The sequence below is a fragment of the Microbacterium pollutisoli genome (assembly GCF_053586795.1).
In genome coordinates this window covers 213,280-234,452 of the sequence record NZ_JBNYWT010000001.1, presented here as the reverse complement: position 1 = coordinate 234,452, position 21,173 = coordinate 213,280, and the positions used below count along the sequence as shown (strand labels likewise).

Annotated in this window: 23 protein-coding genes; 9 read left to right on the top strand and 14 right to left on the bottom strand. The window is 72.7% G+C overall.

The genetic code is table 11. The annotated features are described in order from the left end of the window. The first annotated feature begins 109 nt into the window (after positions 1–109). From ACQ143_RS01155 to ACQ143_RS01140, 4 genes are read left to right on the top strand one after another with little or no spacing between them, the layout of a single operon-like run. Complete coding sequence (locus ACQ143_RS01155) at positions 110–991, top strand: SGNH/GDSL hydrolase family protein (RefSeq protein ID WP_449568895.1); 882 nt, start codon at positions 110–112, stop codon at positions 989–991. A gap of 3 nt (positions 992–994) precedes the next feature. After that, positions 995–1,801 carry a TrmH family RNA methyltransferase gene (locus tag ACQ143_RS01150; RefSeq protein WP_449568894.1) on the top strand — a complete coding sequence of 269 codons (807 nt, stop codon included), beginning with the start codon at positions 995–997 and terminating at the stop codon, positions 1,799–1,801. A gap of 52 nt (positions 1,802–1,853) precedes the next feature. Then, complete coding sequence (locus ACQ143_RS01145) at positions 1,854–2,708, top strand: Sir2 family NAD-dependent protein deacetylase (RefSeq protein WP_449568893.1); 855 nt, start codon at positions 1,854–1,856, stop codon at positions 2,706–2,708. Positions 2,709–2,757: 49 nt separating this feature from the next. After that, a complete protein-coding gene (locus ACQ143_RS01140; protein ID WP_449568892.1) occupies positions 2,758–3,366 on the top strand; it encodes a histidine phosphatase family protein in 609 nt (202 codons plus the stop codon). 18 nt (positions 3,367–3,384) lie between these two features. Here the strand turns inward: ACQ143_RS01140 and ACQ143_RS01135 are convergent, their stop codons facing one another. Further along, positions 3,385–4,206 (bottom strand): HpcH/HpaI aldolase/citrate lyase family protein, encoded by an 822-nt coding sequence (locus ACQ143_RS01135; RefSeq protein ID WP_449568891.1) that lies wholly within the window; start codon positions 4,204–4,206, stop codon positions 3,385–3,387. A gap of 41 nt (positions 4,207–4,247) precedes the next feature. Here ACQ143_RS01135 and ACQ143_RS01130 point away from each other — a divergent pair, with 41 nt between their 5' ends. Then, positions 4,248–5,009, top strand: coding sequence for a glycosyltransferase family A protein (locus tag ACQ143_RS01130; RefSeq protein WP_449568890.1), 762 nt, complete (start codon positions 4,248–4,250; stop codon positions 5,007–5,009). On the opposite strand, the gene ACQ143_RS01125 is transcribed toward ACQ143_RS01130, so the two are convergent. From ACQ143_RS01125 to ACQ143_RS01105, 5 genes are read right to left on the bottom strand one after another with little or no spacing between them, the layout of a single operon-like run. Further along, positions 4,966–5,889, bottom strand: a complete 924-nt coding sequence (locus ACQ143_RS01125) for an alpha/beta fold hydrolase (RefSeq protein WP_449568889.1) — start codon at positions 5,887–5,889, stop codon at positions 4,966–4,968. The genes ACQ143_RS01130 and ACQ143_RS01125 overlap by 44 nt on opposite strands. Further along, a complete protein-coding gene (locus ACQ143_RS01120) occupies positions 5,886–6,371 on the bottom strand; it encodes a MaoC family dehydratase (RefSeq protein WP_449568888.1) in 486 nt (161 codons plus the stop codon). Before ACQ143_RS01120 ends, ACQ143_RS01125 begins: the two co-directional genes overlap by 4 nt. Before the next feature lie 9 nt (positions 6,372–6,380). Then, complete coding sequence (locus tag ACQ143_RS01115; RefSeq protein ID WP_449568887.1) at positions 6,381–7,544, bottom strand: acyl-CoA dehydrogenase family protein; 1,164 nt, start codon at positions 7,542–7,544, stop codon at positions 6,381–6,383. Then, positions 7,541–9,445: an acetyl/propionyl/methylcrotonyl-CoA carboxylase subunit alpha gene (locus tag ACQ143_RS01110; RefSeq protein ID WP_449568886.1), complete on the bottom strand. Its 1,905-nt coding sequence runs from the start codon at positions 9,443–9,445 to the stop codon at positions 7,541–7,543. Before ACQ143_RS01110 ends, ACQ143_RS01115 begins: the two co-directional genes overlap by 4 nt. A 5-nt stretch (positions 9,446–9,450) precedes the next feature. Next, positions 9,451–11,055 carry a carboxyl transferase domain-containing protein gene (locus ACQ143_RS01105; RefSeq protein ID WP_449568885.1) on the bottom strand — a complete coding sequence of 535 codons (1,605 nt, stop codon included), beginning with the start codon at positions 11,053–11,055 and terminating at the stop codon, positions 9,451–9,453. A 109-nt stretch (positions 11,056–11,164) separates the two neighbouring features. Between ACQ143_RS01105 and ACQ143_RS01100 the strand changes: the two genes are divergently transcribed. Further along, positions 11,165–11,764 (top strand): TetR/AcrR family transcriptional regulator, encoded by a 600-nt coding sequence (locus tag ACQ143_RS01100; protein WP_449568884.1) that lies wholly within the window; start codon positions 11,165–11,167, stop codon positions 11,762–11,764. Between the two features lie 16 nt (positions 11,765–11,780). On the opposite strand, the gene ACQ143_RS01095 is transcribed toward ACQ143_RS01100, so the two are convergent. From ACQ143_RS01095 to pdhA, 3 genes are read right to left on the bottom strand one after another with little or no spacing between them, the layout of a single operon-like run. Then, on the bottom strand, positions 11,781–13,142 hold the full coding sequence (locus ACQ143_RS01095; RefSeq protein WP_449568883.1) for a dihydrolipoamide acetyltransferase family protein: 1,362 nt from the start codon (positions 13,140–13,142) through the stop codon (positions 11,781–11,783). Next, a complete protein-coding gene (locus tag ACQ143_RS01090) occupies positions 13,139–14,152 on the bottom strand; it encodes an alpha-ketoacid dehydrogenase subunit beta (RefSeq protein WP_449568882.1) in 1,014 nt (337 codons plus the stop codon). The genes ACQ143_RS01095 and ACQ143_RS01090 overlap by 4 nt, the downstream gene beginning before the upstream one ends. Beyond that, on the bottom strand, positions 14,149–15,267 hold the full coding sequence (pdhA, locus tag ACQ143_RS01085; RefSeq protein ID WP_449568881.1) for a pyruvate dehydrogenase (acetyl-transferring) E1 component subunit alpha: 1,119 nt from the start codon (positions 15,265–15,267) through the stop codon (positions 14,149–14,151). Before pdhA ends, ACQ143_RS01090 begins: the two co-directional genes overlap by 4 nt. 176 nt (positions 15,268–15,443) lie before the next feature. Here pdhA and ACQ143_RS01080 point away from each other — a divergent pair, with 176 nt between their 5' ends. Further along, positions 15,444–15,917, top strand: a complete 474-nt coding sequence (locus tag ACQ143_RS01080; protein WP_449568880.1) for an Lrp/AsnC family transcriptional regulator — start codon at positions 15,444–15,446, stop codon at positions 15,915–15,917. On the opposite strand, the gene ACQ143_RS01075 is transcribed toward ACQ143_RS01080, so the two are convergent. Beyond that, positions 15,865–16,875 carry an EamA family transporter gene (locus ACQ143_RS01075; protein ID WP_449568879.1) on the bottom strand — a complete coding sequence of 337 codons (1,011 nt, stop codon included), beginning with the start codon at positions 16,873–16,875 and terminating at the stop codon, positions 15,865–15,867. The two genes, ACQ143_RS01080 and ACQ143_RS01075, sit on opposite strands and share 53 nt — an antisense overlap. A gap of 80 nt (positions 16,876–16,955) precedes the next feature. Between ACQ143_RS01075 and ACQ143_RS01070 the strand changes: the two genes are divergently transcribed. After that, complete coding sequence (locus tag ACQ143_RS01070) at positions 16,956–17,516, top strand: CGNR zinc finger domain-containing protein (RefSeq protein ID WP_449568878.1); 561 nt, start codon at positions 16,956–16,958, stop codon at positions 17,514–17,516. On the opposite strand, the gene ACQ143_RS01065 is transcribed toward ACQ143_RS01070, so the two are convergent. Next, positions 17,476–18,378 (bottom strand): alpha/beta fold hydrolase, encoded by a 903-nt coding sequence (locus ACQ143_RS01065; protein WP_449568877.1) that lies wholly within the window; start codon positions 18,376–18,378, stop codon positions 17,476–17,478. The two genes, ACQ143_RS01070 and ACQ143_RS01065, sit on opposite strands and share 41 nt — an antisense overlap. 66 nt (positions 18,379–18,444) lie before the next feature. Here ACQ143_RS01065 and ACQ143_RS01060 point away from each other — a divergent pair, with 66 nt between their 5' ends. After that, positions 18,445–19,206 carry an exonuclease domain-containing protein gene (locus ACQ143_RS01060; protein WP_449568876.1) on the top strand — a complete coding sequence of 254 codons (762 nt, stop codon included), beginning with the start codon at positions 18,445–18,447 and terminating at the stop codon, positions 19,204–19,206. Positions 19,207–19,209: 3 nt separating this feature from the next. On the opposite strand, the gene ACQ143_RS01055 is transcribed toward ACQ143_RS01060, so the two are convergent. From ACQ143_RS01055 to ACQ143_RS01045, 3 genes are all read right to left on the bottom strand, one after another. Then, a complete protein-coding gene (locus tag ACQ143_RS01055; RefSeq protein ID WP_449568875.1) occupies positions 19,210–19,953 on the bottom strand; it encodes a hypothetical protein in 744 nt (247 codons plus the stop codon). 78 nt (positions 19,954–20,031) lie between these two features. After that, positions 20,032–20,283, bottom strand: coding sequence for a type B 50S ribosomal protein L31 (locus ACQ143_RS01050; protein ID WP_449568874.1), 252 nt, complete (start codon positions 20,281–20,283; stop codon positions 20,032–20,034). 96 nt (positions 20,284–20,379) lie between these two features. Beyond that, positions 20,380–21,171 (bottom strand): ABC transporter ATP-binding protein, encoded by a 792-nt coding sequence (locus ACQ143_RS01045; protein ID WP_449568873.1) that lies wholly within the window; start codon positions 21,169–21,171, stop codon positions 20,380–20,382. Between the last annotated feature and the right edge of the window lie 2 nt (positions 21,172–21,173).

Sequence of the window (21,173 nt, the reverse complement as noted above, 5' to 3'; positions counted from 1 at the left end):
TCCGCCTCCTGCCCGACTGCCACGAGTGACCACCCTAAACGGTCCCGGCGACAGGTAGCCTCGTACCGCCCGGTCGTCCACGAGACGGCCCGGAACCGAAGGAGCAGCAATGACCGGTCGCGCCGCCGACAGCCACCGCACCCCGTTCGTGGCCAACGAGACCGTGCACCCGTGGCGGCGCATGGTCGCCATCGGCGATTCGTTCACCGAGGGCATCGGCGACCCCGAGCCGTCGCTGCCCGGCGGTCACCGCGGCTGGGCCGACCGCGTCGCCGAGGTCCTGGCCTCCCAGGTGTCCGACTTCGCCTACGCGAACCTCGCGGTGCGGGGCAAGCTGATCGGGCAGATCACCGCCGACCAGATCGAGCCGGCCCTGGCGCTGTCCCCCGACCTGATCACGTTCTCCGCCGGCGGCAACGACGTCATCCGCCCCGGGGGCGACCCCGACGCGGTCGCGCAGCAGTTCGAGGATGCCGTGGCTCGGCTGTCGGCGCAGGGCGCGACGGTCGTGGTGTTCACGGGGATCGACACCGCCTTCACGCCGGTGTTCCGCGGCATCCGGGGCCGGGTGGCCATCTACAACGAGAACATCCGCGGCATCGCCGACCGGTACGACTGCATCGTGGCCGACCAGTGGGCGCTCAAGACCGTGCAGGACATGCGATTCTTCGACGATGACCGCCTGCACTACAACGCGCTCGGCCACCACGAGGTGGCCCGCATGGTGCTGCGCGCGCTGAACGTGCCCAACGACCTGCAGCCGATGCAGCCCGACCCGCTGCCGAGCCTGTCGTGGCGCGAGGCGCGGGTGAACGACCTCGTGTGGGCCCGCGAACACCTCGTGCCGTGGGTGCTGCGGCGCCTGCGCCACCAGTCGTCCGGCGACAACATCACCGCCAAGCGCCCGGAGCCGACTCCGGTGCTGCTCGAAACCCCCGTGCTGCTCGACGCCCCCGAAGGCTCCGACACCCCCGGCTCCGCCGAGAGCTGACGCATGCGCATCGAGCGCATCGCGCACCACGACGACCCGCGCCTGGCCGACTACCGCGATCTGACCGACATCGCCCTGCGGCGCGTGCTCGAGCCGGCCGGCGGTCTGTACATCGCCGAGTCGGCCAAGGTGATCGCCCGCGCCGTGGGTGCCGGGCATCGCCCGCGGTCGGTGCTGGTCCAGGAGAAGTGGCTCGCCGACGTCGAGCCGCTGGCCGGGGACGCGCCGGTGTATGTCGTCTCGAGCGAGATCGCCGAACGGGTGACGGGATACGCCGTGCACCGCGGGGCCCTGGCCGCCATGCACCGTCCGGCGCTGCGGCCGGCGGCCGACGTCGTGGCCTCGGCGCGCACGGTGCTGGTGCTGGAGGACATCGTCGACCACACGAACGTGGGGGCGGCCTTCCGCGCCGCGGCGGGGCTCGGGGTCGACGCCGTGCTCGTGACGCCGCGCTGCGCCGACCCGCTGTACCGGCGCAGCGTGCGGGTGAGCATGGGGACGGTCTTCCAGGTGCCGTGGACGCGCCTGCCCGAGTGGGCCGCCGCGGACGGGCCGTCGGGCACCGCGGTCCTCCACGACGCGGGCCTGCACGTGGCGGCACTGGCCCTCGCCGACGACGCGGTGCCGCTGGACGTGTTCGCCGCCGCGCGCCCGGAGCGGGTGGCGCTGCTGATGGGCGCGGAGGGCGACGGCCTGTCGCGGCGGGCGCTGGCGGCCGCGGACACCGTCGTGACCATCCCGATGTCGGGCGGGGTGGATTCGCTCAACGTCGCCGCGGCGGCCGCCGTCGCGCTGTGGGCCCTGCGCTGACCGGGCCACGCCCGGACACATGCCGGAAACGCACCGGGCGTAGGCTCTGCGCATGACCTCGGTGCAGGCGGCGCAGCAGATGGATGCCACGGCCACGGCCGCACTGGACCGAGCCGTCGAGGCGCTCGCCGGACGCCGCATCGCGGTGCTCACCGGTGCGGGCGTGTCGACCGATTCGGGGATCCCGGACTATCGCGGCCAGGGCTCCCGGGCGCGCACGCCGATGACCGTGCAGCAGTTCCTCTCCGGGGACGAGTACCGGCGGCGGTACTGGGTGGGCAGTCACCTGGGCTGGCGAGCGTTCGCCGGGGCGGGCCCGAACACCGGCCACGAGGCGCTGGCCGCCATGGAGTCCTCCGGCCCCGTCACCGGCGTCATCACCCAGAACGTCGACGGGCTGCATCTGCGGGCGGGCAGCCGCCGCGTCGTCGAACTGCACGGCACGATGCGCCGGGTGGGGTGCCTGCACTGCGGGCAGGTGTTCGACCGCCGCGACCTCGCCCAGCGGATCGAGGCCGACAACCCGTGGATCACCGCGCCGGACGCGGTCGCGCTCGGCCCGGACGGCGACGTGTCCCCGGCATCCAGCGACGGCTTCGTCGTGCCCTCCTGCAGCGTGTGCGGCGGCCTGCTCAAGCCGGATGTGGTCTTCTTCGGCGAGTTCGTGCCGGCGGAGCGGTTCCGGCAGGCCGAGCAGCTCCTGGCGCTCAGCGACGCGCTCATCGTGGCCGGGTCGTCGCTGGTGGTCAACTCCGGCATCCGGCTCGTCGAGCGCGCCCGCCGCCGGCGGCTGCCCGTCGTGATCGTCAACCGCGGCCCGACGCGCGCCGACGCCCGCGCGACCGTGAAAGTGGATGCCGGCACCTCCGAGGTGCTCGCACACCTGGCCGCACGCCTCCCCGCGTGAGCGGGCCCGAGACGGCCTTCCGTCCGTCGCCGGGCCGTAGGCTCGAAGGGTGACCACCCTGACTCTGGTGCGCCACGGCGAGACCGATTGGAATCTGAATCGGCTCATCCAAGGCTCGACCGACATCCCCCTCAACGACACCGGCCGCGCCCAGGCGCGCGCTGCCGCCCTGCGCCTCAAGGAGCAGCTCGCCGACGCCGGACCGGTCGTCGTCGCTTCCAGCGACCTGTCGCGCGCGCACGAGACGGCGCGCATCATCGCCGCGGAGTTCGGCGTGGCCGAGCCGCAGAAGTATCCCGCGCTGCGCGAGCGCGGCTACGGGCAGGCCGAGGGCATGGACGTCCACCGGTTCCGCACGCAGTTCGGCGACTGGCACACCGCCCAGGTGCCCGAGGCGGAGGCGTGGGCCGATGTGCGCTCCCGGGCGATCGCCGGCGTGCGCGAGGTCATCCGCGACGCCCGCCGCGCCACGGCACCGCGCGCACCGGCGCTCATCGTCGTGTCGCACGGCGCCCTCATCCGTGAACTGATCCGCCACGCCACCGCCGGCGCGTACCCGGGTGAGGGCGAACGGCTCGCGAACGGCTCGGCGCACACGTTCCTCGTCGAGCGCGACCGGTTGCGGCTGCTGTCCTACGCCGGCATCCCGGTCGACTGACGCGCGCAGCTCCCGCGGTCAGGCGTCCGCGCGACGCACGAGGGTGCGCGCATGACGCAGCACCGGCTCGTCGACCATGCGGCCCCGGTGCCGGAAGACCCCGGGCTGCCCGTCGGCGGCGGCCAGCACGTCCCGCGCCCACGCGAGCTCCTGCGGATCCGGCCGGTACGCGTCACGGATCACGGCGACCTGGTCGGGGTGGATGCACGCGGTCGCCGCGAAGCCGCTCGCGGCCGCATCGCGCGCCTCGCGAGCCAGGCCCTTGTGGTCGGCGATGTCGAGGTGCACGGCGTCGATGGCGGCCTTGCCGCGGGCCCCGGCCGCGAGCAGCACGCGGGCCCGCGCATAGCGGGCGATGTCGCGATAGCCGCCCTTCGGCTTGCGGCTGGAGGTGCCGCCCAGCGACGCGACCAGGTCCTCCGCGCCCCACATGAGCGCCACGACGTTGTCCAGCGCGGCGAGCTTCTCGGCCGCCGCCACGCCGCGCGCCGTCTCGCACAGCGCCACCACGGCGAACCGCGGGTCGATGCGGCCGGTCTTTCCGGGCGACTGCGCCTTGGCGATCATGATGGTGCGGTAGTCGGTCTGGCTCAGGGTCGCCAGGTCCGCGTCGAACTCGGGGGTGCCCACCGGGTTCACCCGCACGATGACGCGCTGCGGATCGAGATCTGACTCGATGAGCGCACCGCGGGCGGCGCCCTTGGCATCGCCGGCGACGGCGTCCTCCAGATCGAGGATGACGGTGTCCGCACGCGCGGCGGCCTTCGCATAGCGCTCCGGGCGATCGGCGGGGCAGAACAGCAGCGCCGGACCGAAGCCGAATGCGTCGATGTCGATCATGGTGTTCACGGTACCGCGCCGCCACCCGATAGGCTCCCGCCGTGACGCGCACCTCGGTGGTGATCCCGGCGCTCGACGACGCCGTGATGCTGCGCACATGCCTGGCGGCGCTCGCCGCCCAGACCGTGCCGCCGGATGAGATCGTCGTCGTCGACAACGGCAGCACCGACGACACCGCCGCCGTGGCGCGCGCGGCCGGGGCCCGGGTCGTTGTCCAGCCGCTGCGCGGCGTCTTCCCCGCCAGCGCCGCCGGCTTCGATGCCGCCGACGGCGATCTGCTGCTGCGCCTGGACGCCGATTCGGTGCCGCCGCCCGACTGGGTGGCGCGCGTCGTGTCCGCGTTCGCCGCGGACCCGGCCCTGTCGGCGCTGAGCGGGCCCGGCCGGTACTACGGCGGCACCGCGGTGACCCGCTGGATCGCGACGCACCTGTATCTGGGCGCCTACCCGACGCTGGTGCGTGCGGTGCTCGGCCACCAGGTGCTGTTCGGCTCCAACCTGGCGATGCGCGCCGGCCTGTGGCGCCGCGTCCGCGGGGTCGTGCACCGCGACGACCCGCGCATCCACGACGACTTCGACATCACCATCAACCTGCCACCGGGCACGGAGGTGCGCTACGACCGCGCGCTCGTCGTCGATGTCTCCGCCCGGCCGTTCGCATCGGTCGCGGCCATCCGCCGGCGGCTGGAGTGGGCGCTGCACACGATCGCCGTCAACCACCGGGAGCTGTCCTTCCCGGCGCGCCGCCGCACATGGCGGGTCAGCCGTCACCGAGACCCGCTCGCCGCACGATCTCGCGGCTGAGCGTGTGCGGCGCATCCTCACTGGGACTGTGGCCGCCGGTGGTCTGCAGGAGGTCCGCGCCGATCCGCGCCGCATACGCGCGGTGCAGGCGGTCCGGCCACAGGTCGTGCGCACCGGCGACCACGAGCTTGGGCGCGTCGATCGCCGCGAGAGCGTCGTCGAGGTCGGGCGTGGCCGACATGATCTCGAAGGCGTCGGCGACGCTGTCACGCCGGGTCAGGGTGAACCGCTCACGCACGAAGGCGATGCGGTGACGCGGCGCGCGGTTGAGATTGCGCCCCACACCCCAGATCATCAGCGGCGCCGCCCGACGCGCCGGGGTGACGCGTGCGAGGGGGCCGAGCACCTTGATGCGGGAGAACACCTGCCCGGACACCGGCGGGGCCGAGATCAGCGTGAGCGAGGCGATCGCCTCGGGGTAGCGTGCGGCCAGCGCCGCGACGACCGTGCCCGCGAACGAGTACCCGGCCAGATGCACGGGCACCGGCCCGATCGCGAGCACCGCCTTCAGATCCTCGACGAACAGGTCCAGGTCGTACCGGTCGCGTGCCGGCCGCAGGTTCTCGGGACCGGCACGGTGCGATTCGTACTGGCCGGCCATGTCGAAGGTCTCCACGCGCATGCCCGCCGCCGCCAGCAGCGGCAGCATGACGATGAAGTCCTCTTTCGACCCGGTGATGCCGGGAACCAGCACGACGCGGGGCGCGTCCGGTTCCCCGGCGACGAGCCCGGCGAGCCGGCCGCTGGGCACGGCGTACTCGGTGCGCATGACCCCGGGCGGCAGTTCGCGCCAGGCCACCGCGCCCAGCGTCCGGTCCCGGTCGCGCGCCTCCGCGTCGGTGAGGGCGCGCACGTCGACGGGCCCGGCGGCCGTGCTCACGACGCGGCGGCTTCCGCGTGGTCGCGGCACCACATCAGCGCGACGCGGGATGCCGTGGCGACCACGGTGCCGTCCTGATTCCGGCCGGTGTGGCGCATCGTGACGATGCCCTGGCCGGGGCGCGAGCCGGACGGCCGCTTGGCGACGACCTCGGTCTCGGCGTACAGCGTGTCGCCGTGGAACAGCGGCGCCGGGAAGGTGATGTCGCTGAGCCCCAGCTGCGCGACCAGAGTGCCCTGGGTCAGCTGGGCCACGGACGCCCCGACCATGGTCGACAGGGTCCACATCGAGTTCATGAGACGCTGCCCGAACGGCTGGCCGGCCGCGTACGCGGCATCGAGATGCAGGGGCTGCGTGTTCATCGTGAGGGAGGAGAACAGCACGTTGTCGGACTCGGTGGCCGTGCGGCCCGGCCGATGTGCGTAGACGGCGCCGACCTCGAACTCCTCGTAGTAGAGGCCGCGCTGGACGATCTCGGTCACATCACCACGCTACTGCGCCACGCCGAGCGCGCGTGCCACGAGCAGCAGCTGCACTTCGGTGGTGCCCTCACCGATCTCGAGGATCTTCGAATCGCGGTAGTGACGGGCCACGGGGAACTCGTTCATGAAGCCGTTCCCGCCGAAGATCTGCGTCGCGTCGCGGGCATTGTCCATTGCGGCCTCGCCGGCGGTGAGCTTTGCCAGCGCCGCCTCGGTCTTGAAGGGCTTCCCGGCGCCCTGCAGCCGCGCGGCGTGCAGCCACGCCAGGCGCGCGGTGTGCACCCGCTGCTGCATGCGCGCGAGCATGAACTGGATGCCCTGGCGCGTGGCGAGCGACTGCCCGAACACCATGCGCGTGTTCGCGTAGTCGACCGCCGCCTGCAGACAGCCTTCGGCCGCACCGGTGGCCAGCGCGGCGATCGCGATGCGTCCCTCGTCGAGGATCTGCAGGAAGTTGGCGAACCCGCGGCCGCGCTCGCCCAGCAGGTTGCCGGCGGGCACCCGCGCGCCCTGGAAGGTGAGGGGGTGGGTGTCCGACGCATGCCAGCCCACCTTGTCGTACGCCGGCTCGACGGTGAACCCCGGGGTGCCGTTGGGGACGATGATCGTGGAGATCTCTTTGCGGTCGCCGTCTTGGCCGGTCACGGCGGTCACCGTCACGAAACGGGTGATGGCCGTGCCCGAGTTGGTGATGAACTGCTTCGCGCCGTCGATGACCCATTCATCACCGTCGAGGCGCGCGGTCGTGCGCGTGGCCCCGGCATCCGACCCGGCCTCGGGCTCGGTCAGCCCGAAGCCGGCCAGCGCGCGGCCGGCCAGCAGGTCGGGCAGCAGGTCCTGCTTCTGCTGTTCGGAGCCGAACCGGAACACCGGCATGGCGCCCAGGCTCACCCCGGCCTCCAGGGTGATCGCGATCGACTGGTCGACGCGGCCGAGCGCTTCGATGGCCAGGCACAGGGCGAGGTAATCGCCGCCCTGACCGCCGTACTCCTCGGGGAACGGCAGGCCGAACAGCCCCAGCTCCCCCATCTGCGCGACGACGTCGAGCGGCAGGGTCTTGGTGCGGTCGGCCTCGTAGGCACGCGGCGCCACCACCTCGTCGGCGAAGGTGCGGACCATCCGGGCGAGCTCGAGCTGCTCGTCGTCGAGGTCGTAGGCGGACAGGTCGATCATGGGTTTCCCTCCGATTGTGCGCGCACGTCGGCGAGCACCTCGTCGCGGCGCACCTGTGCGCCCACGGCGACGTGCACGCGCGCGACGCCGTCGTGCGGCGCCGTGACGGCGTGCTCCATCTTCATGGCCTCGATCGTGACGAGGCGGTCTCCGGATGCCACGGTGGCACCCTCGGCGACGTGGACGGCCACCACGGTGCCCGGCATCGGCGCGCGCAGCTCGGGGTCGGCGGCGCCGGCCACGCGCTGGGTCGCGGCGTGGCGCTCGGCCATCGCCTGACGGCGGCTGACCGGGCGCAGTCGCCAGGCCCGGCCGTCCGCCTGCACCCAGACGGCGCCGTCCTCGTCGAAGGCGACCGGGGTGGATGCCGACACTTCAGGCGCGACATCCACCGTGTGCAGCACGCCGTCGTCGCCGCGCAGCAGCACGCGCCCCCACTCGCGGCGCCCGCCGATGCGCCATCCCGGCAATCGGTGCCACACGCCCGCGTGAGTATCGGCGCGGTCACGCAGCGCGTCCGCGGCGGCCTGCAGCGCCGCGGGAGTGGGCGCGGCCGGTTCGGGGGCGGGCAGTCGGTCGATGAGCCCGGTGTCCAGGTCGCCGGCGCGCACGGCGGACTGGGCCAGCAGGTCGCGCAGGAACGCGATGTTGGTGTCGACGCCCAGCACGACGGTGTCGGCCAGCGCCGCGTCGAGCCGGTCGAGCGCCTCGGTCCGGTCGGCGCCGTGGGCGATCACCTTGGCGATCATCGGATCGTAGTCGGCGGTGATGTGGCTGCCGGTGGTCACCCCGGCATCCGTCCGCGCGTCCGGCGCCGCATGCCAGTACAGGACGTCGCCGGTCGCGGGGAGGAACCCGCGGTCGGGTGCTTCGGCATACACGCGCGCCTCGATGGCGTGTCCGGTGAGCCGGACCTCGTCCTGCGCGAAGGCGAGCGGCTCGCCGGCCGCGATGTACAGCTGCGCGGCGACCAGGTCGACGCCGGTGACCTGCTCGGTGACGGGATGCTCGACCTGCAGTCGCGTGTTCATCTCGATGAAGAAGAACTCGTCGGGCTGTTCGGCCGACACGAGGAACTCGACGGTGCCGGCCCCCCGGTAGCCGACCGAGGCCGCCGCGGCGCACGCCGCCTCCCCCAGCCGCGCCCGGGTCGCCGCGTCGACGATCGGCGACGGCGCCTCCTCGATCACCTTCTGGTGCCGGCGCTGCAGCGTGCACTCGCGTTCACCGAGGTGCACGACGGCGCCGTGGTCGTCGGCGAGCACCTGCACCTCGATGTGCCGGGGGCGGGTGATGAGCCGTTCCAGCAGGAGGGTGTCGTCGCCGAAGGCCGCCGCCGCGATGCGCCGCGCCGCCGCCAGTGCACTCGGCAGCGCCGCCGCGTCGGCGACGATCTGCATCCCCTTGCCGCCGCCGCCCGCGGAGGGCTTCACCAGCAGCGGGTACCCGGCCTCCTCGGCCTGGCGGGCGATCTGCGCGTCGTCGAGGCCGGCGGCGGAGAAGCCCGGCACCGTGGGCACCCCGTGCGCAGCCACATGGGTCTTGGCACGGATCTTGTCGCCCATGATCTCGAGCGCCTCGACGCCCGGCCCCACGAACGTGATGCCCGCCGCCGCGCACGCCCGTGCGAAGTCCGCGTTCTCGGACAGGAACCCGTAGCCGGGGTGGATCGCCTGCGCGCCGGTGGCCACGGCCGCGGCGATCACGGCGTCGATGTCGAGGTACGACCGGGCGGCCGACGCCGGGCCCAGGCGCACCGCCACGTCGGCCTCGTGCACGTGCGGGGCGTCGGCATCGGCGTCGCTGTACACCGCGACCGAGCGGATGCCGGTGGCGCGCAGGGTCCGGATTATCCGGCGGGCGATCTCGCCGCGATTGGCGACCAGGACGGTGGTGAACATCGGCCTCACATCCGGAAGACGCCGAAGCGCGGTTCGGGCAGCGGCGTGCGGGAGCACACGTCGAGGGCAAGGCCCAGGATGTCGCGGGTGTCGAGCGGGTCGATGATGCCGTCGTCCCACAGCCGGGCGGTGGCGTAGTACGGGTCGCCCTGCTGTTCGAACTGGGCGCGGATGGGCGCTTCGAACGCGGCCTGCTCGTCGGGGTCCCAGCTCTCGCCCGCTGCGGCGAGCCGGTCGGCGCGCACGGTCGACAGCACCGACGCGGCCTGCGACCCGCCCATGACGGAGATGCGGCTGGCCGGCCACGACCACAGGAATCGCGGCGAGTACGCCCGCCCGCACATGGAGTAGTTGCCGGCGCCGAAGGAGCCGCCGATGATGACGGTGAGCTTGGGGACCCGGGTGGTGGCCACGGCGGTGACCATCTTGGCGCCGTCCTTGGCGATGCCGCCGGCCTCGGCGTCGCGCCCCACCATGAATCCCGAGATGTTCTGCAGGAACAGCAGCGGCACCCCGCGCTGGTCGCACAGTTCGATGAAGTGGGCGCCCTTGAGCGCGGACTCGCTGAACAGGATGCCGTTGTTGGCGACGATGCCCACCGGGTGGCCGTGGATGCGTGCGAACCCGGTCACCAGGGTGTCCCCGTACTCGCGCTTGAACTCGTGGAAGTCGCTGCCGTCGACCAGGCGCCCGATGACCTCGCGCACGTCGTACGGCTGGTTCACGTCGACGGGGACGGCCCCGTACAGCTCGCCGGGGTCCAGCGCGGGCGGCACGGATGCCGTCACCTCCCACGCCGGTGCGCCCGGCGCCGGCAGCGTGGCGACGATGTCACGGACGATCTCCAGGGCGTGCTCGTCGTCGTCGGCCAGGTGGTCCACGACCCCGGAGGTGCGCGCATGGAGCTCTCCCCCGCCGAGTTCTTCGGCGGTGACGACCTCGCCGATCGCGGCCTTGACCAGCGGCGGCCCACCCAGGAAGATCGTGCCCTGATCGCGGACGATGACGGTCTCGTCGCTCATGGCCGGGACGTACGCGCCACCCGCGGTGCACGAGCCCATCACGGCGGCGATCTGCGCGATGCCCGCCGCCGAGAGCCGCGCCTGGTGGTAGAAGATCCGGCCGAAGTGGTCGCGGTCGGGGAACACCTCGTCCTGCATCGGCAGGAAGGCGCCCCCGGAGTCGACGAGGGAGATGACGGGCAGGCGGTTCTCCAGCGCCACCTCCTGCGCACGCAGGTGCTTCTTCACCGTGAGCGGATAGTAGGTGCCGCCCTTGACCGTCGCATCGTTGCAGATGACCATGACCTGCCGGCCGTGGACCAGGCCGATGCCGGCGATCACCCCCGCCGCCGGCGCGTCGCCGTCGTACAGCCCGTCGGCGGCCAGCGGCGCCAGCTCCAGGAACGGACTGCCCGGATCGAGCAGGCGGTTCACGCGCTCCCGCGGCAGGAGCTTGCCGCGGGCGACGTGGCGTTCGCGCGCCCGCTCGGGACCGCCGAGCGCGACCTCGGCCAGTCGCGCGCGCAGCCGCTCGGCCGCCGCCCGCTGCCCCTCGTCGCGGCGGCGGAACTCGTCGTCGTGGGTGAGCCTGCTCGTCAGGGTCGTCATGTCATCTCCGTCGATGGCGCTGGCACGGCGGCCGCGCAATCGGTTAGTGTTCACTAACTGATTCAATCGACAGGTTAGCGATCATTAACTGAAGCCACAAGGGGGCGGCATGACGGATGCGGGCACGGCACGCGAGCGGGCCAAGGCCGACCGCCAGCAGGCGCTGCTGACGGCGGCGGCACGCCTGTTCGCCGCGCACGGCTTCGACGGGGTGAGCCTGGAGGATCTGGGCACGGCCGTGGGCATCACCGGCCCCGCCGTGTACCGCCATTTCGACAGCAAGCGGGCACTTCTGGGCGAGATCCTGGTGCGCACCAGCGAGGACCTGCTCGCCGGCGGGCTGCGGGTCATCGGCCAGGCGGACTCCCCCGACGCGCGTCTGCGGGGCCTCATCGCCTTCCACGTCGACTTCGCCCTGGCCGACGCCGATGTCATCCGCGTGCAGGACCGGGACCTCGCGCAGCTGGACGAGGCCGCCCGGCACCGCGTGCGCCGCCTGCAGCGGGAGTACGTCGAGGTGTGGACGGCCGTGCTGGCCGACGTGCTGGGGGTCCCGGCCTCCACCGACCTGAGGGTGCGGGCGCACGCCGGGTTCGGCCTGATCAACTCCACACCGCACAGCGTCCGCGGCCTGCGCGACGCCCCCGCCGACGACGAGGTGCGCGCTCTGCTGGCGCACATGGCCTACGCCGCGCTCACGAGCCGGTGAGCGCGGCGGTCGCCGTCTACAGCATCGCCCGCCCGGGCTCGCGCAGCACATCGCCGACCGCGACGAGGAACCGCGACCCCTGCTCGCCGTCGGCGAGGCGGTGGTCGAACGACAGGCTCAGGGTCAGCACGTCCCGCAACGCGATCTGGCCCTCGTGCTCCCACGGCTGGCGGCGCACGGCGCCGACGCCCAGGATGCCGGCCTCGCCGGGATTGAGGATCGGGGTGCCGGCATCGACGCCGAAGACGCCGAAGTTCGTGATCGAGAACGTGCCGCCCCGCAGCACGTCCAGTCCCGTCCGGCCGCTGCGCGCCGTCTGCGTGAGCTCCCCGATCGCGTCGGCGAGCTCGGCCAGGCCCATCCGGTCGGCGTCCTTGATGTGCGGGACCACGAGGCCGCGCTCGGTCGCCGCGGCGATCCCGAGGTTGACGTAGTGGTGCTGCACGATCTCGCCGTGTTCCTCGTCCCAACGGCTGTTCAGCTCGGGGTGCGCGCGCAGCGCCAGGCACACCGCCTTGGCGACGACCGCGAGGATGCCGATGCGGTGCTCGGCCAGGCGCGGGTCGGCCTTGAGGTGGGCGAGCAGCGCGGTGGTGGCCGTGACGTCGACGGTCAGGAAGCTCGTGACATGCGGGGCCGTGAACGCGCTGGCGACCATGGCCTCCGCCGTCGCCTTGCGGACGCCGCGGATGCGCGTGCGGGTCTCGCGTGCACCGGGCTCAGGCGCCGGGGCGGGCACGGCGGGGGTCGGGGCCGCCGACTGCACGCGCGCCGCATATTCCTCGACGTCGGCGCGGGTGATGATGCCGGTCGCGCCGCTGGCCTCGACCAGCGCCAGGTCGACGCCGAGGTCCTTCGCGAGCTTGCGCACCGGAGGCGTCGAGCGCGGCCGCTCGTGACGCGTGTCGGGCGGGGTCGGTGCGGTCACCGCGTCGTGGGGCGCGGCTTCCAGCACGGCGGTGTCGGATGCCGGTGCGGCACGCCCCGCACGGGCGCGGCGCCGCGGGCGATCGCCGCTGCGTGGGGCCGCGCCGTAGCCGACCAGGTTGGGCGGATCGGCCTCGCCGGCGGCCTCCGAGGCGGCCTCGGTCGGGGCGGCGTCCTGCGCGTCGGCCGCGGGCGCGTCGTCGCCCTCGGCGCCGGCGACGTCGAAGGCGATGAGCACGTCGCCGACCGCGACGGTGTCGCCGGCCTCGGCGTGCAGGGCGCTGACGGTGCCGGCGTACGGCGAGGGCAGCTCGACGACGGCCTTGGCGGTCTCGACCTCGGCGATCGTCTGGTTGAGCGTGACGGTGTCGCCCGGCGCCACCAGCCACTGCACGATCTCGGCCTCGGGCAGCCCCTCCCCCAGGTCGGGCAGACGGAACTCGGTGATCACGATTCCACCTCCGACAGGCTGTTCGGACGCTCCAGCACCCGGTCGACGGCGTCGAGGATGCGGTCGAGGTCGGGCAGATGGAACTTCTCGAGCTTGGCCGGCGGGTACGGGATGTCGTGGCCGGTGACCCGCTCGGGCGGCGCCTCGAGGTGGTGGAAGCACTTCTCGGTGATGCTCGCGATGAGCTCGGCACCCACCCCCGCCTCGCGGGCCGCCTCGTGGGTGACCACGACGCGGCCGGTCTTGCGCACGGACGCCGTCACGGTCGGGTAGTCCACCGGCGAGATCGAGCGCAGGTCGATCACCTCGATGGAGGTGCCCTCGTCTTCGGCGGCGGCGGCCGCGTCGAGGGCCGTGGCCACCTGCGCGCCGTAGGCCAGCAGTGTGACGTCGGTGCCGGGCCGCACGACGCGGGCGAGGCCCATCGGGGCCGCGTCGGCGATGTCGGCGTCGAGGTCGACCTCTCCCTTGGTGTGGTAGAGCCGCTTGGGCTCGAAGAACACGACGGGGTCGTCGCAGGCGATCGCCTGTCGCAGCATCATGAACGCGTCCTGCGGGTTCGACACGGCGACCACGCGCAGCCCCGACGTGTGCACGAAGTAGGCCTCGGGCGACTCGGAGTGGTGCTCGGCGGCGCCGACGCCGCCCGCCCACGGGATGCGCACGGTGATGGGCATCTTCACGTGCCCGCGCGTGCGGTAGTGGAGCTTCGCGACCTGGCACACGATCTGGTCGAACGCCGGATAGACGAAGCCGTCGAACTGGATCTCGACCACCGGACGGAATCCGCGGAACGCGAGCCCCACGGCGGTGCCCATGATGCCCGACTCGGCCAGCGGCGTGTCGATGATCCGCGCCGCGCCGAACTCGTCGAGCAGCCCGTCGGTGATGCGGAACACCCCGCCCAGGCGCCCGATGTCCTCGCCCATCACGAGGACCTTGTCGTCGTCGGCGAGGGCGCGCCGCAGTCCCGCGTTGAGGGCCTTGCCCATCGTCAGCTGCTCGCTCATCGGGCCACCTCCTCGTCGGCGAAGCCGGACAGGTAGGCGGCGAACCGCTCGCGCTGCTCGATCAGCCCGCGGTGCGGCTCGGCGTACACGTCGTCGAGCACCTCGATCGGCGGTCGGGTGACGGCGCCGAGGGCGGCCGCGCGCATGGCCGCGGTGAACTCCCCGGCATCCGCGTCGACCTGCTCGGCGAACGCGTCGTCGAACATCCCCCGCGCACGCAGGTGCGTCTCGAACCGCGTGAGCGGATCCCGCCGGCGCCACGCGGCGACCTGGTCGTCGGAGCGGTAGCGCTTCGGGTCGTCCGAGGTCGTGTGCGGCCCCATCCGGTAGGTGACCGCCTCGAGGAAGGCCGGGCCGTTACCGCTGCGGGCGTGGTCGACGGCCCATCGCATTGCGGCCAGGCACGCGAGCACATCGTTGCCGTCGACGCGGAGGCTCGGGATGCCGAAGCCCGGCGCCCGCCCGGCGATCGGATACTTCGTCTGCACCGTGACCGGCTCGGAGATGGCCCACTGGTTGTTGGAGCATACGAACACCATCGGGGCCCGGAACGACGAGGAGAACACCATCGCCTCGTTCACGTCGCCCTGGCTGGTGGCGCCGTCACCGAAATAGGCCACGGCGACCTGGTCGCCGCCGTCGCGCTGGATGCCCATCGCGTAGCCGGCGGCGTGCAGGGTCTGCGCGCCGATGATGATCTGCGGGGTGGCCAGGTTCAGCAGGTAGGGGTCGTACGTGGAGTGCAGCTCGCCGCGCCAGGCCAGGACGAAATCGGCGGGCTTCGCGCCGCGCACGAGCTGCACCCCCAGCTCGCGGTAGCTGGGGAACAGGAAGTCGTCGTCGCGGCAGGCGCGGGCGGTGCCGACCTGCACGGCCTCCTGGCCCTGCGCGGGCGCCCACAGGCCCAGCTGACCCTGGCGCTGCAGGGCGATGCCCTCGGCGTCGAGGCGCCGGGTGATGGCCATGTCGCGGTACAGCCCGCGCAGCGTGTCGGCGTCGAGGTCGGCGATCCAGGGATCGAGTCGCCGATCCGGGATGCGCTCGCCGTCCGGCGTGAGCACGCGGGCGAGGTCGTCGAGATCAGTCGACGTGTCGGTGGTCGGGGTCAGCGTCATCGTCTTCCCTCCAGGTCTCGGCGGCGGGTCTTGTGGACACGCCGGCCGGTGCCGGTCGTCGGCAGCTTCGCCGACACTCGCAGGCTACGTCGGCATCGCACCTAGCTCAAGCACGTCGGCGCAAGTTGAGCATGATGCCCATGTTCCGGGGCTCGGTCCTGCTAATGTTTCGCACTATGGGATCCCTCGACCACGTCGATCTCGAACTGCTGAGCGCACTCAGCGAGGACCATCGCGCCACGGTGGTGGCGCTGGCCGACCGCCTGGGCATGTCGCGCAACACGGTGCAGGCGCGGCTGGCCAAGCTCGAGCGCTCCGGCGTGTTCCTCTCCTACGAGCGGGCGATCGCCCCGCACGAGCTGGGGTTCCCGATCGAGGCGATGATCAGCGTCACCGTGCAGCAGGCCGACCTGCCGCGCATCGCGGAGGATCTGCGACGCATCCCGGAAGTGGTGCAGGTGCACGGCCTGAGTGGCCCGATCGACCTGCTCGTGCACGTCGCCGCGCGGGACACGCGTCACCTCTTCGAGGTGGACGCCCGCATCCTCGACATCGAGGGCGTCGAGCGCACCGAGACCTCCCTGGTGATGGGCGAGGTCATCGGGTACCGGGTGCGCCCGCTGCTGGAAGAGGCTCGACGGGAGCAGTGACGGCCGTCGCCTCGGCATCCATCCGCACGAGGACCACCCCCAGCAGGATCGCGGCACCGCCGACGAACTGGGTCGCCGCCGGCACTTCACCCAGCAGCAGCCACGCGTAGACGAGCGCCCCCAGCACTTCGGTGAGCCCGACGAACGACGCCAGGCGCGACCCGATGCGCGGCACCGCCATGACCCCCAGCGCGTAGCCGAGCGAGGTGGCGAGCAGGCCGACCACCACGATGGGCAGCCAGCCGGGCACCTCGACGCCGCGGAAGACCACCGTGACGGCGGGGGCCCGGAACGGCAGGATGCCGGTCACCGCGAGAACGCACATGATCGCCGCGCCGGTCAGCAGCCCGCCCGAGGCCAGCGCAAGCGGCGGCAGGTCGTCGCCGGCACGCTCGGCCATGACGAAGTACACGCACACGCACACCGCTGCCCCGAGGGCCAGCAGCGCCCCGAGCGGGTCGAATCGGGCGCCGACGACGTCGACGACCAGCACGAGGCCCGCGATCGCGACGACGGAGCCGGCCAGCACCAGCCGGGAGGGCCGGCGACGCGTGCGCACCCACACGAAGCCGACCAGCAGCACCGGCGCGAGGAACTGGATCAGCAGCGCCACCGCGACCGGCATGCGCTGCATCGCCGCGAAGTAGAACAGCTGGCATCCGGCCACCGGGATGAGCCCGAAGGTGAGCAGGGCCACCCCGTGGCGCCGCAGGAAGGAGCGTTCGCGGGCGATGGCGCGCACCAGTGCCGGGGACAAGACGATCCCGGCCAGCCCCATGCGCAGCACGAGGGCCGCCGACAGCGTCCAGCCCGCCTCCAGCAGGGGCTTGACCAACGGCCCGCTGAGGGAGAACGTCAGTGCCGACCCGACGCCCAGGAGGATGCCCTGGGCGCGGCGGGCAGCGGACGCGGTCGCCGACGGCTCGGCGATGATCGGTATCGACGCGGTGTCGGCCACGGTGCTCCTCGACGACGGCGGTCATGACCGAACCGCCTCTACACTGGTGACGGTACTGCCGACAACCGTCAGGAGTCAAGTTGGTTTTCATTCGTGACACCGAACTGTCGCTGCGGGCCGCTGCGGCCCTGGTCAACACGCTCGGTGACGCAGGCCCCGAGGGCGCGGACCGGCTGGTGACGCAGGCCGATCTGGACGCGTTCCTCAGCGACTTCCCCTACACCGGCGCGATCCGCCACGACGAGGCCGAGCTGGCGGCCCTGCGGGACGTGCGGCCCCGGCTGCGCGCGCTGTGGGAGGTCGACCGTGAGGCCGCCGTGCCCCTGGTCAACGCGATGCTGCGCGACGGCCGGGCACTGCCGCAACTCGTGCGGCACGACGGACACGACTGGCACATCCACGCGACCGACGCCGGCGATCCGCTGGCGGTGCGCATCGTGGTGGAGACGGCGATGGCGTTCGTCGAGGTCATCCGCTCCGACACGTACGACCGCGTCCGCGTCTGCGGGGCGGACGACTGCCGCGGGGTCTACATCGACTTCTCGAAGAACGGGTCGAAGCGCTACTGCGACACCGGCAACTGCGGCAACCGCATGAACGTCAACGCGTACCGTCGGCGCCGCGCGCGAGAAACCGTCTGATCGCGGCGGCGGCCGGTTCCGGCGTCTCGTAATGGATGAGGTGGCCGACCTCGGCGATCTCGACCAGCTCGGCGTCGGCGAACATCTTCTGCAGCGCGCGTTCGGCCTCGATGGGGGTGATGTCGTCGCGTTCGGCGGCGATCAACAGCGTCGGCTGTGTGATGTCGGCGGCGAACCGGCGCACGTCGTTCGAGACGCTCGCCACGAACGCGTCGTGCAGCACGTCACGGTCGGCGAACCGGGAGAAGTAGGTGTCGTGCTGCTCGTGGATGAACGCGCGCAGCGCCGGGTCACGGCTCTTGGCCATCGACATGCTCATGACCCGCACGATCAGCCGGCTGCGCAGCAGTGCCTCGCCGAGCGTGCGCGGCAGCTTCGCACCGGCCCAGTAGTAGAACACCGCCAGACGGGTCAGGATGCCGCGGGGCCCCTCGAGCGCGGGCGCGCCGATCGGGTTGACCAGGACCACGCGGGGCGCCGGCAGACCGCCGGCGACCGCCGCGGACACGACGATCGAGCCGAACGAGTGGCCGAGGATCTCGGCGCCGGGGGCGACGGCCGCGACGAACGCGGTGAGCCATTCGGCGTAGGCGTCGAGGGTGTGCCGACGGCCCGGGAGCGGTGCCGTCTCCCCGAAGCCCGGCAGGTCAGGGGCGATGACGCGGATGCCGTCGAGGTGGGCGACGACCGGCTCGAGCCCGTGGTGCTCTCCGCGGAAGCCGTGCACGGCGACGAGCGTGGTCACTGCGTCGTCCGGACCGTACGTCCAGTACGCGGTCGTACCGCCCAGGACCCGGACCTCATGCCGCCGGACCGGCAGGGCGGCGAGGCGGTCACCGGCGGTGGGATGGGGTGCGGTCACCGTCCGAGTCTACGAGTGCGGCGTGCCGCCGCGGGCGTGTCGGTGGCCGGTCATACCGTATGAGGCATGGACCTGCCGCACCAGCCCACACTCCCCCTCTGGGACGACGGTGGGTGGGATGCCGCAGCCGCGGCCGCGCCGGTGCCCGCATGGGCCCGTTCGGTCGGAGTGTTCGATCTGGAGACCACCGGGGTGGACGTCACGACCGACCGGGTGGTGACCGCGCACGTGGGACTGCTCGGCGCCGACGGCGCCGTCGTCCGCGCGCAGAGCTGGCTGGCCGACCCGGGGGTCGAGATCCCCGCCGGGGCGACCGCCGTGCACGGCATCACCAGCGCCCACGCCCGCACGTACGGCCGGCCCGCGGCCGAGGTCGTTGCCGAGGTGGTGGCGGCGCTGCGCGCCCTGTTCGACGCCGGCATCCCCGTCGTCGCCTACAACGCGCCGTACGACTTCTCGCTGCTCAAGCATGAGGCCCTGCGCCACGGGGTCGCCCCGCTGCTGAACCCGGCGCCGGTGATCGACCCGCTCGTGCTCGACAAGACCTACGACCGGTACCGCAGGGGCAAGCGCACGCTCGAGGTGGTCGCCGCGCACTACGCGGTGACCCTCGAGGGCGCACACGATGCCGCCGCGGACGCGGTGGCCGCCGGCCGCGTGGCCCAGGCTCTCGCCGGGCGGTTCGCGCTGCCGGCCGACGCCGCCGAGCTCCACACGCAGCAGATCGGGTGGGCCCGCGCTCAGGCGGAGAGCCTGACGGAGTACTTCATCAAGATCGGCCGGCTCGAGCCGGACGGCGTGCTCGACGGCAGCTGGCCGATCCGCTGACGGTCACGGCTCATCGCGTGTCGTCACATCGAACGCGCCCGTGTAGGGGTTGACGGCGTAGGTGATCGTCACGGGCGGTGCCGCCGTGGCGGTCGGCGAACCGTCGCCGTCTCCCGCCGCCGGCGGCAGCACCGTGAGCCGGCCGCTGAGGCCCGAGGTGCGGACCACGCTCGTCGGCCCGCACACCGGCATCGGCCCGATGTCGGTGAGGTCGAGCACGATGCAGGTCTGCGCCCCATCGGCCACCGTGCCCCACCACACCAGAGCGTCGGCGGTGCCGCCCAGCAGCGCCGGCGCCCTCTCGTCCCAGGCCTGCCCGGCGCGGACGCGCTCGAGACTGGCGTCGACCTCGGCATCGCTCTGCCCGGCCAGCGTCGGCCCGGCCGTCCCGACGTCGAGGTCCGCGAACCAGGCGCCGGCCAGGAAGCCGCCGATCGCGGCCACCGGCACGAACGCCGCGGCGGTCACCAGTGCCACCAGGTAGGCACGCGAGGGCCGCAGGCGGATGACCTCGGGCGGCCCCGACGCCGGTTCCGACGCCGCAGGCGCCGGGCCCGCGGCATCCTCGCGGCGGTCGGCGGGTGCGGTCGCGGGACCCGCGACGGGCGGCATGTCGCCGGGGGCACGCCGCGCGCGCTCCAGCTCCTCCAGGCGGTCCTGCTCGGCGGGCGTCAGCCCCTGCGCCGCCCGGCCGTACGCTCGGGCGCGAAGGGCCGCCAGCTCGTCGCCGTCGACGCTGTCCCCCATCCGGCCAGCATCTCACGGCGGCGGCGCCGGCCCCAACGACGAATGCCCCGCCGAGGCGGGGCATTCGTGCGCGGCTGCTTACTTGGAACCGAAGTTCTTGAAGCGCTGGTTGAACTTCTCGACGCGACCGGCCGAGTCCATGATGCGCTGCTTGCCCGTGTAGAACGGGTGCGAGGCCGAGGAGATCTCGACGTCGATGACGGGGTAGGTGACACCGTCGAGCTCGATCGTCTTGTCGCTGGTGACCGTCGAACGGGTCAGGAACGTCTCGCCGGAGCCCAGGTCGCGGAAAACGACGGCCTGGTAGTCGGGGTGGATATCAGTCTTCATGGGAGTCCTTAGCCTGGTGTCCTGGATTTTGCCAGGACGGTCAAAGTCTGCGGTGCACGCGCACCAAAGAGCGATTCTATCAGCCTTCGGGCCCGATCAGTGACCGGCAACGGCGCGGGCGGCGTACCGGCCGCCGTCGTGCGACAGTGTGATCTCGACCCCGAAGGTGCGGCTGAGGTTCTCCGCGGTGAGCGTCTGGGCGATCGGGCCCTGCGCGACGATGCCGCCCTCGGCCATGAGCAGCACGTGGGTGAACCCGACCGGGATCTCCTCGACGTGGTGGGTCACCATGATCATCGCGGGGGTCGTGGGAGCCTGCGCGTAGCCGCCCAGCAGCGCCAGCAGCTCCTCCCGGCCGCCGAGGTCGAGGCTCGCCGTGGGCTCGTCCAGCAGCAGCATCTCGGGGTCGGTCATCACGGCCCGGGCGATCTGCACGCGCTTCTGCTCGCCGTCCGACAGGGTGCCGAAGGTGCGCTCGGCGAGGTGGTCGAGCCGCCACTCGGCCAGCACCCGACGGGCACGCCGCTCGTCGATCTGCTCGTAGGCCTCGTTCCACCGTCCCAGCACCGAATACGCCGCGGTCAGCACGACATCCAATACGGTCTCCTCGGGCGGCACGCGCTTGGCCATCGCCGACGACGCGAAGCCGATGCGGGGACGCAGCTCGAACACGTCGGTACGGCCGAGCCGCTCATCCAGGATGGTCGCGACGCCCGAGGTCGGGTGGATCAGCGTCGCGGCCAGCTGCAGGATCGTGGTCTTCCCGGCCCCGTTGGGCCCGAGGATCACCCAGCGCTGGTCGTCGGTGACGGTCCAGTCGACGTGGTCGACGATGTTGCGGGCGTTGCGGCGGACGACGACGTCGGCGAAATCGAGGACCTGTGGCATGC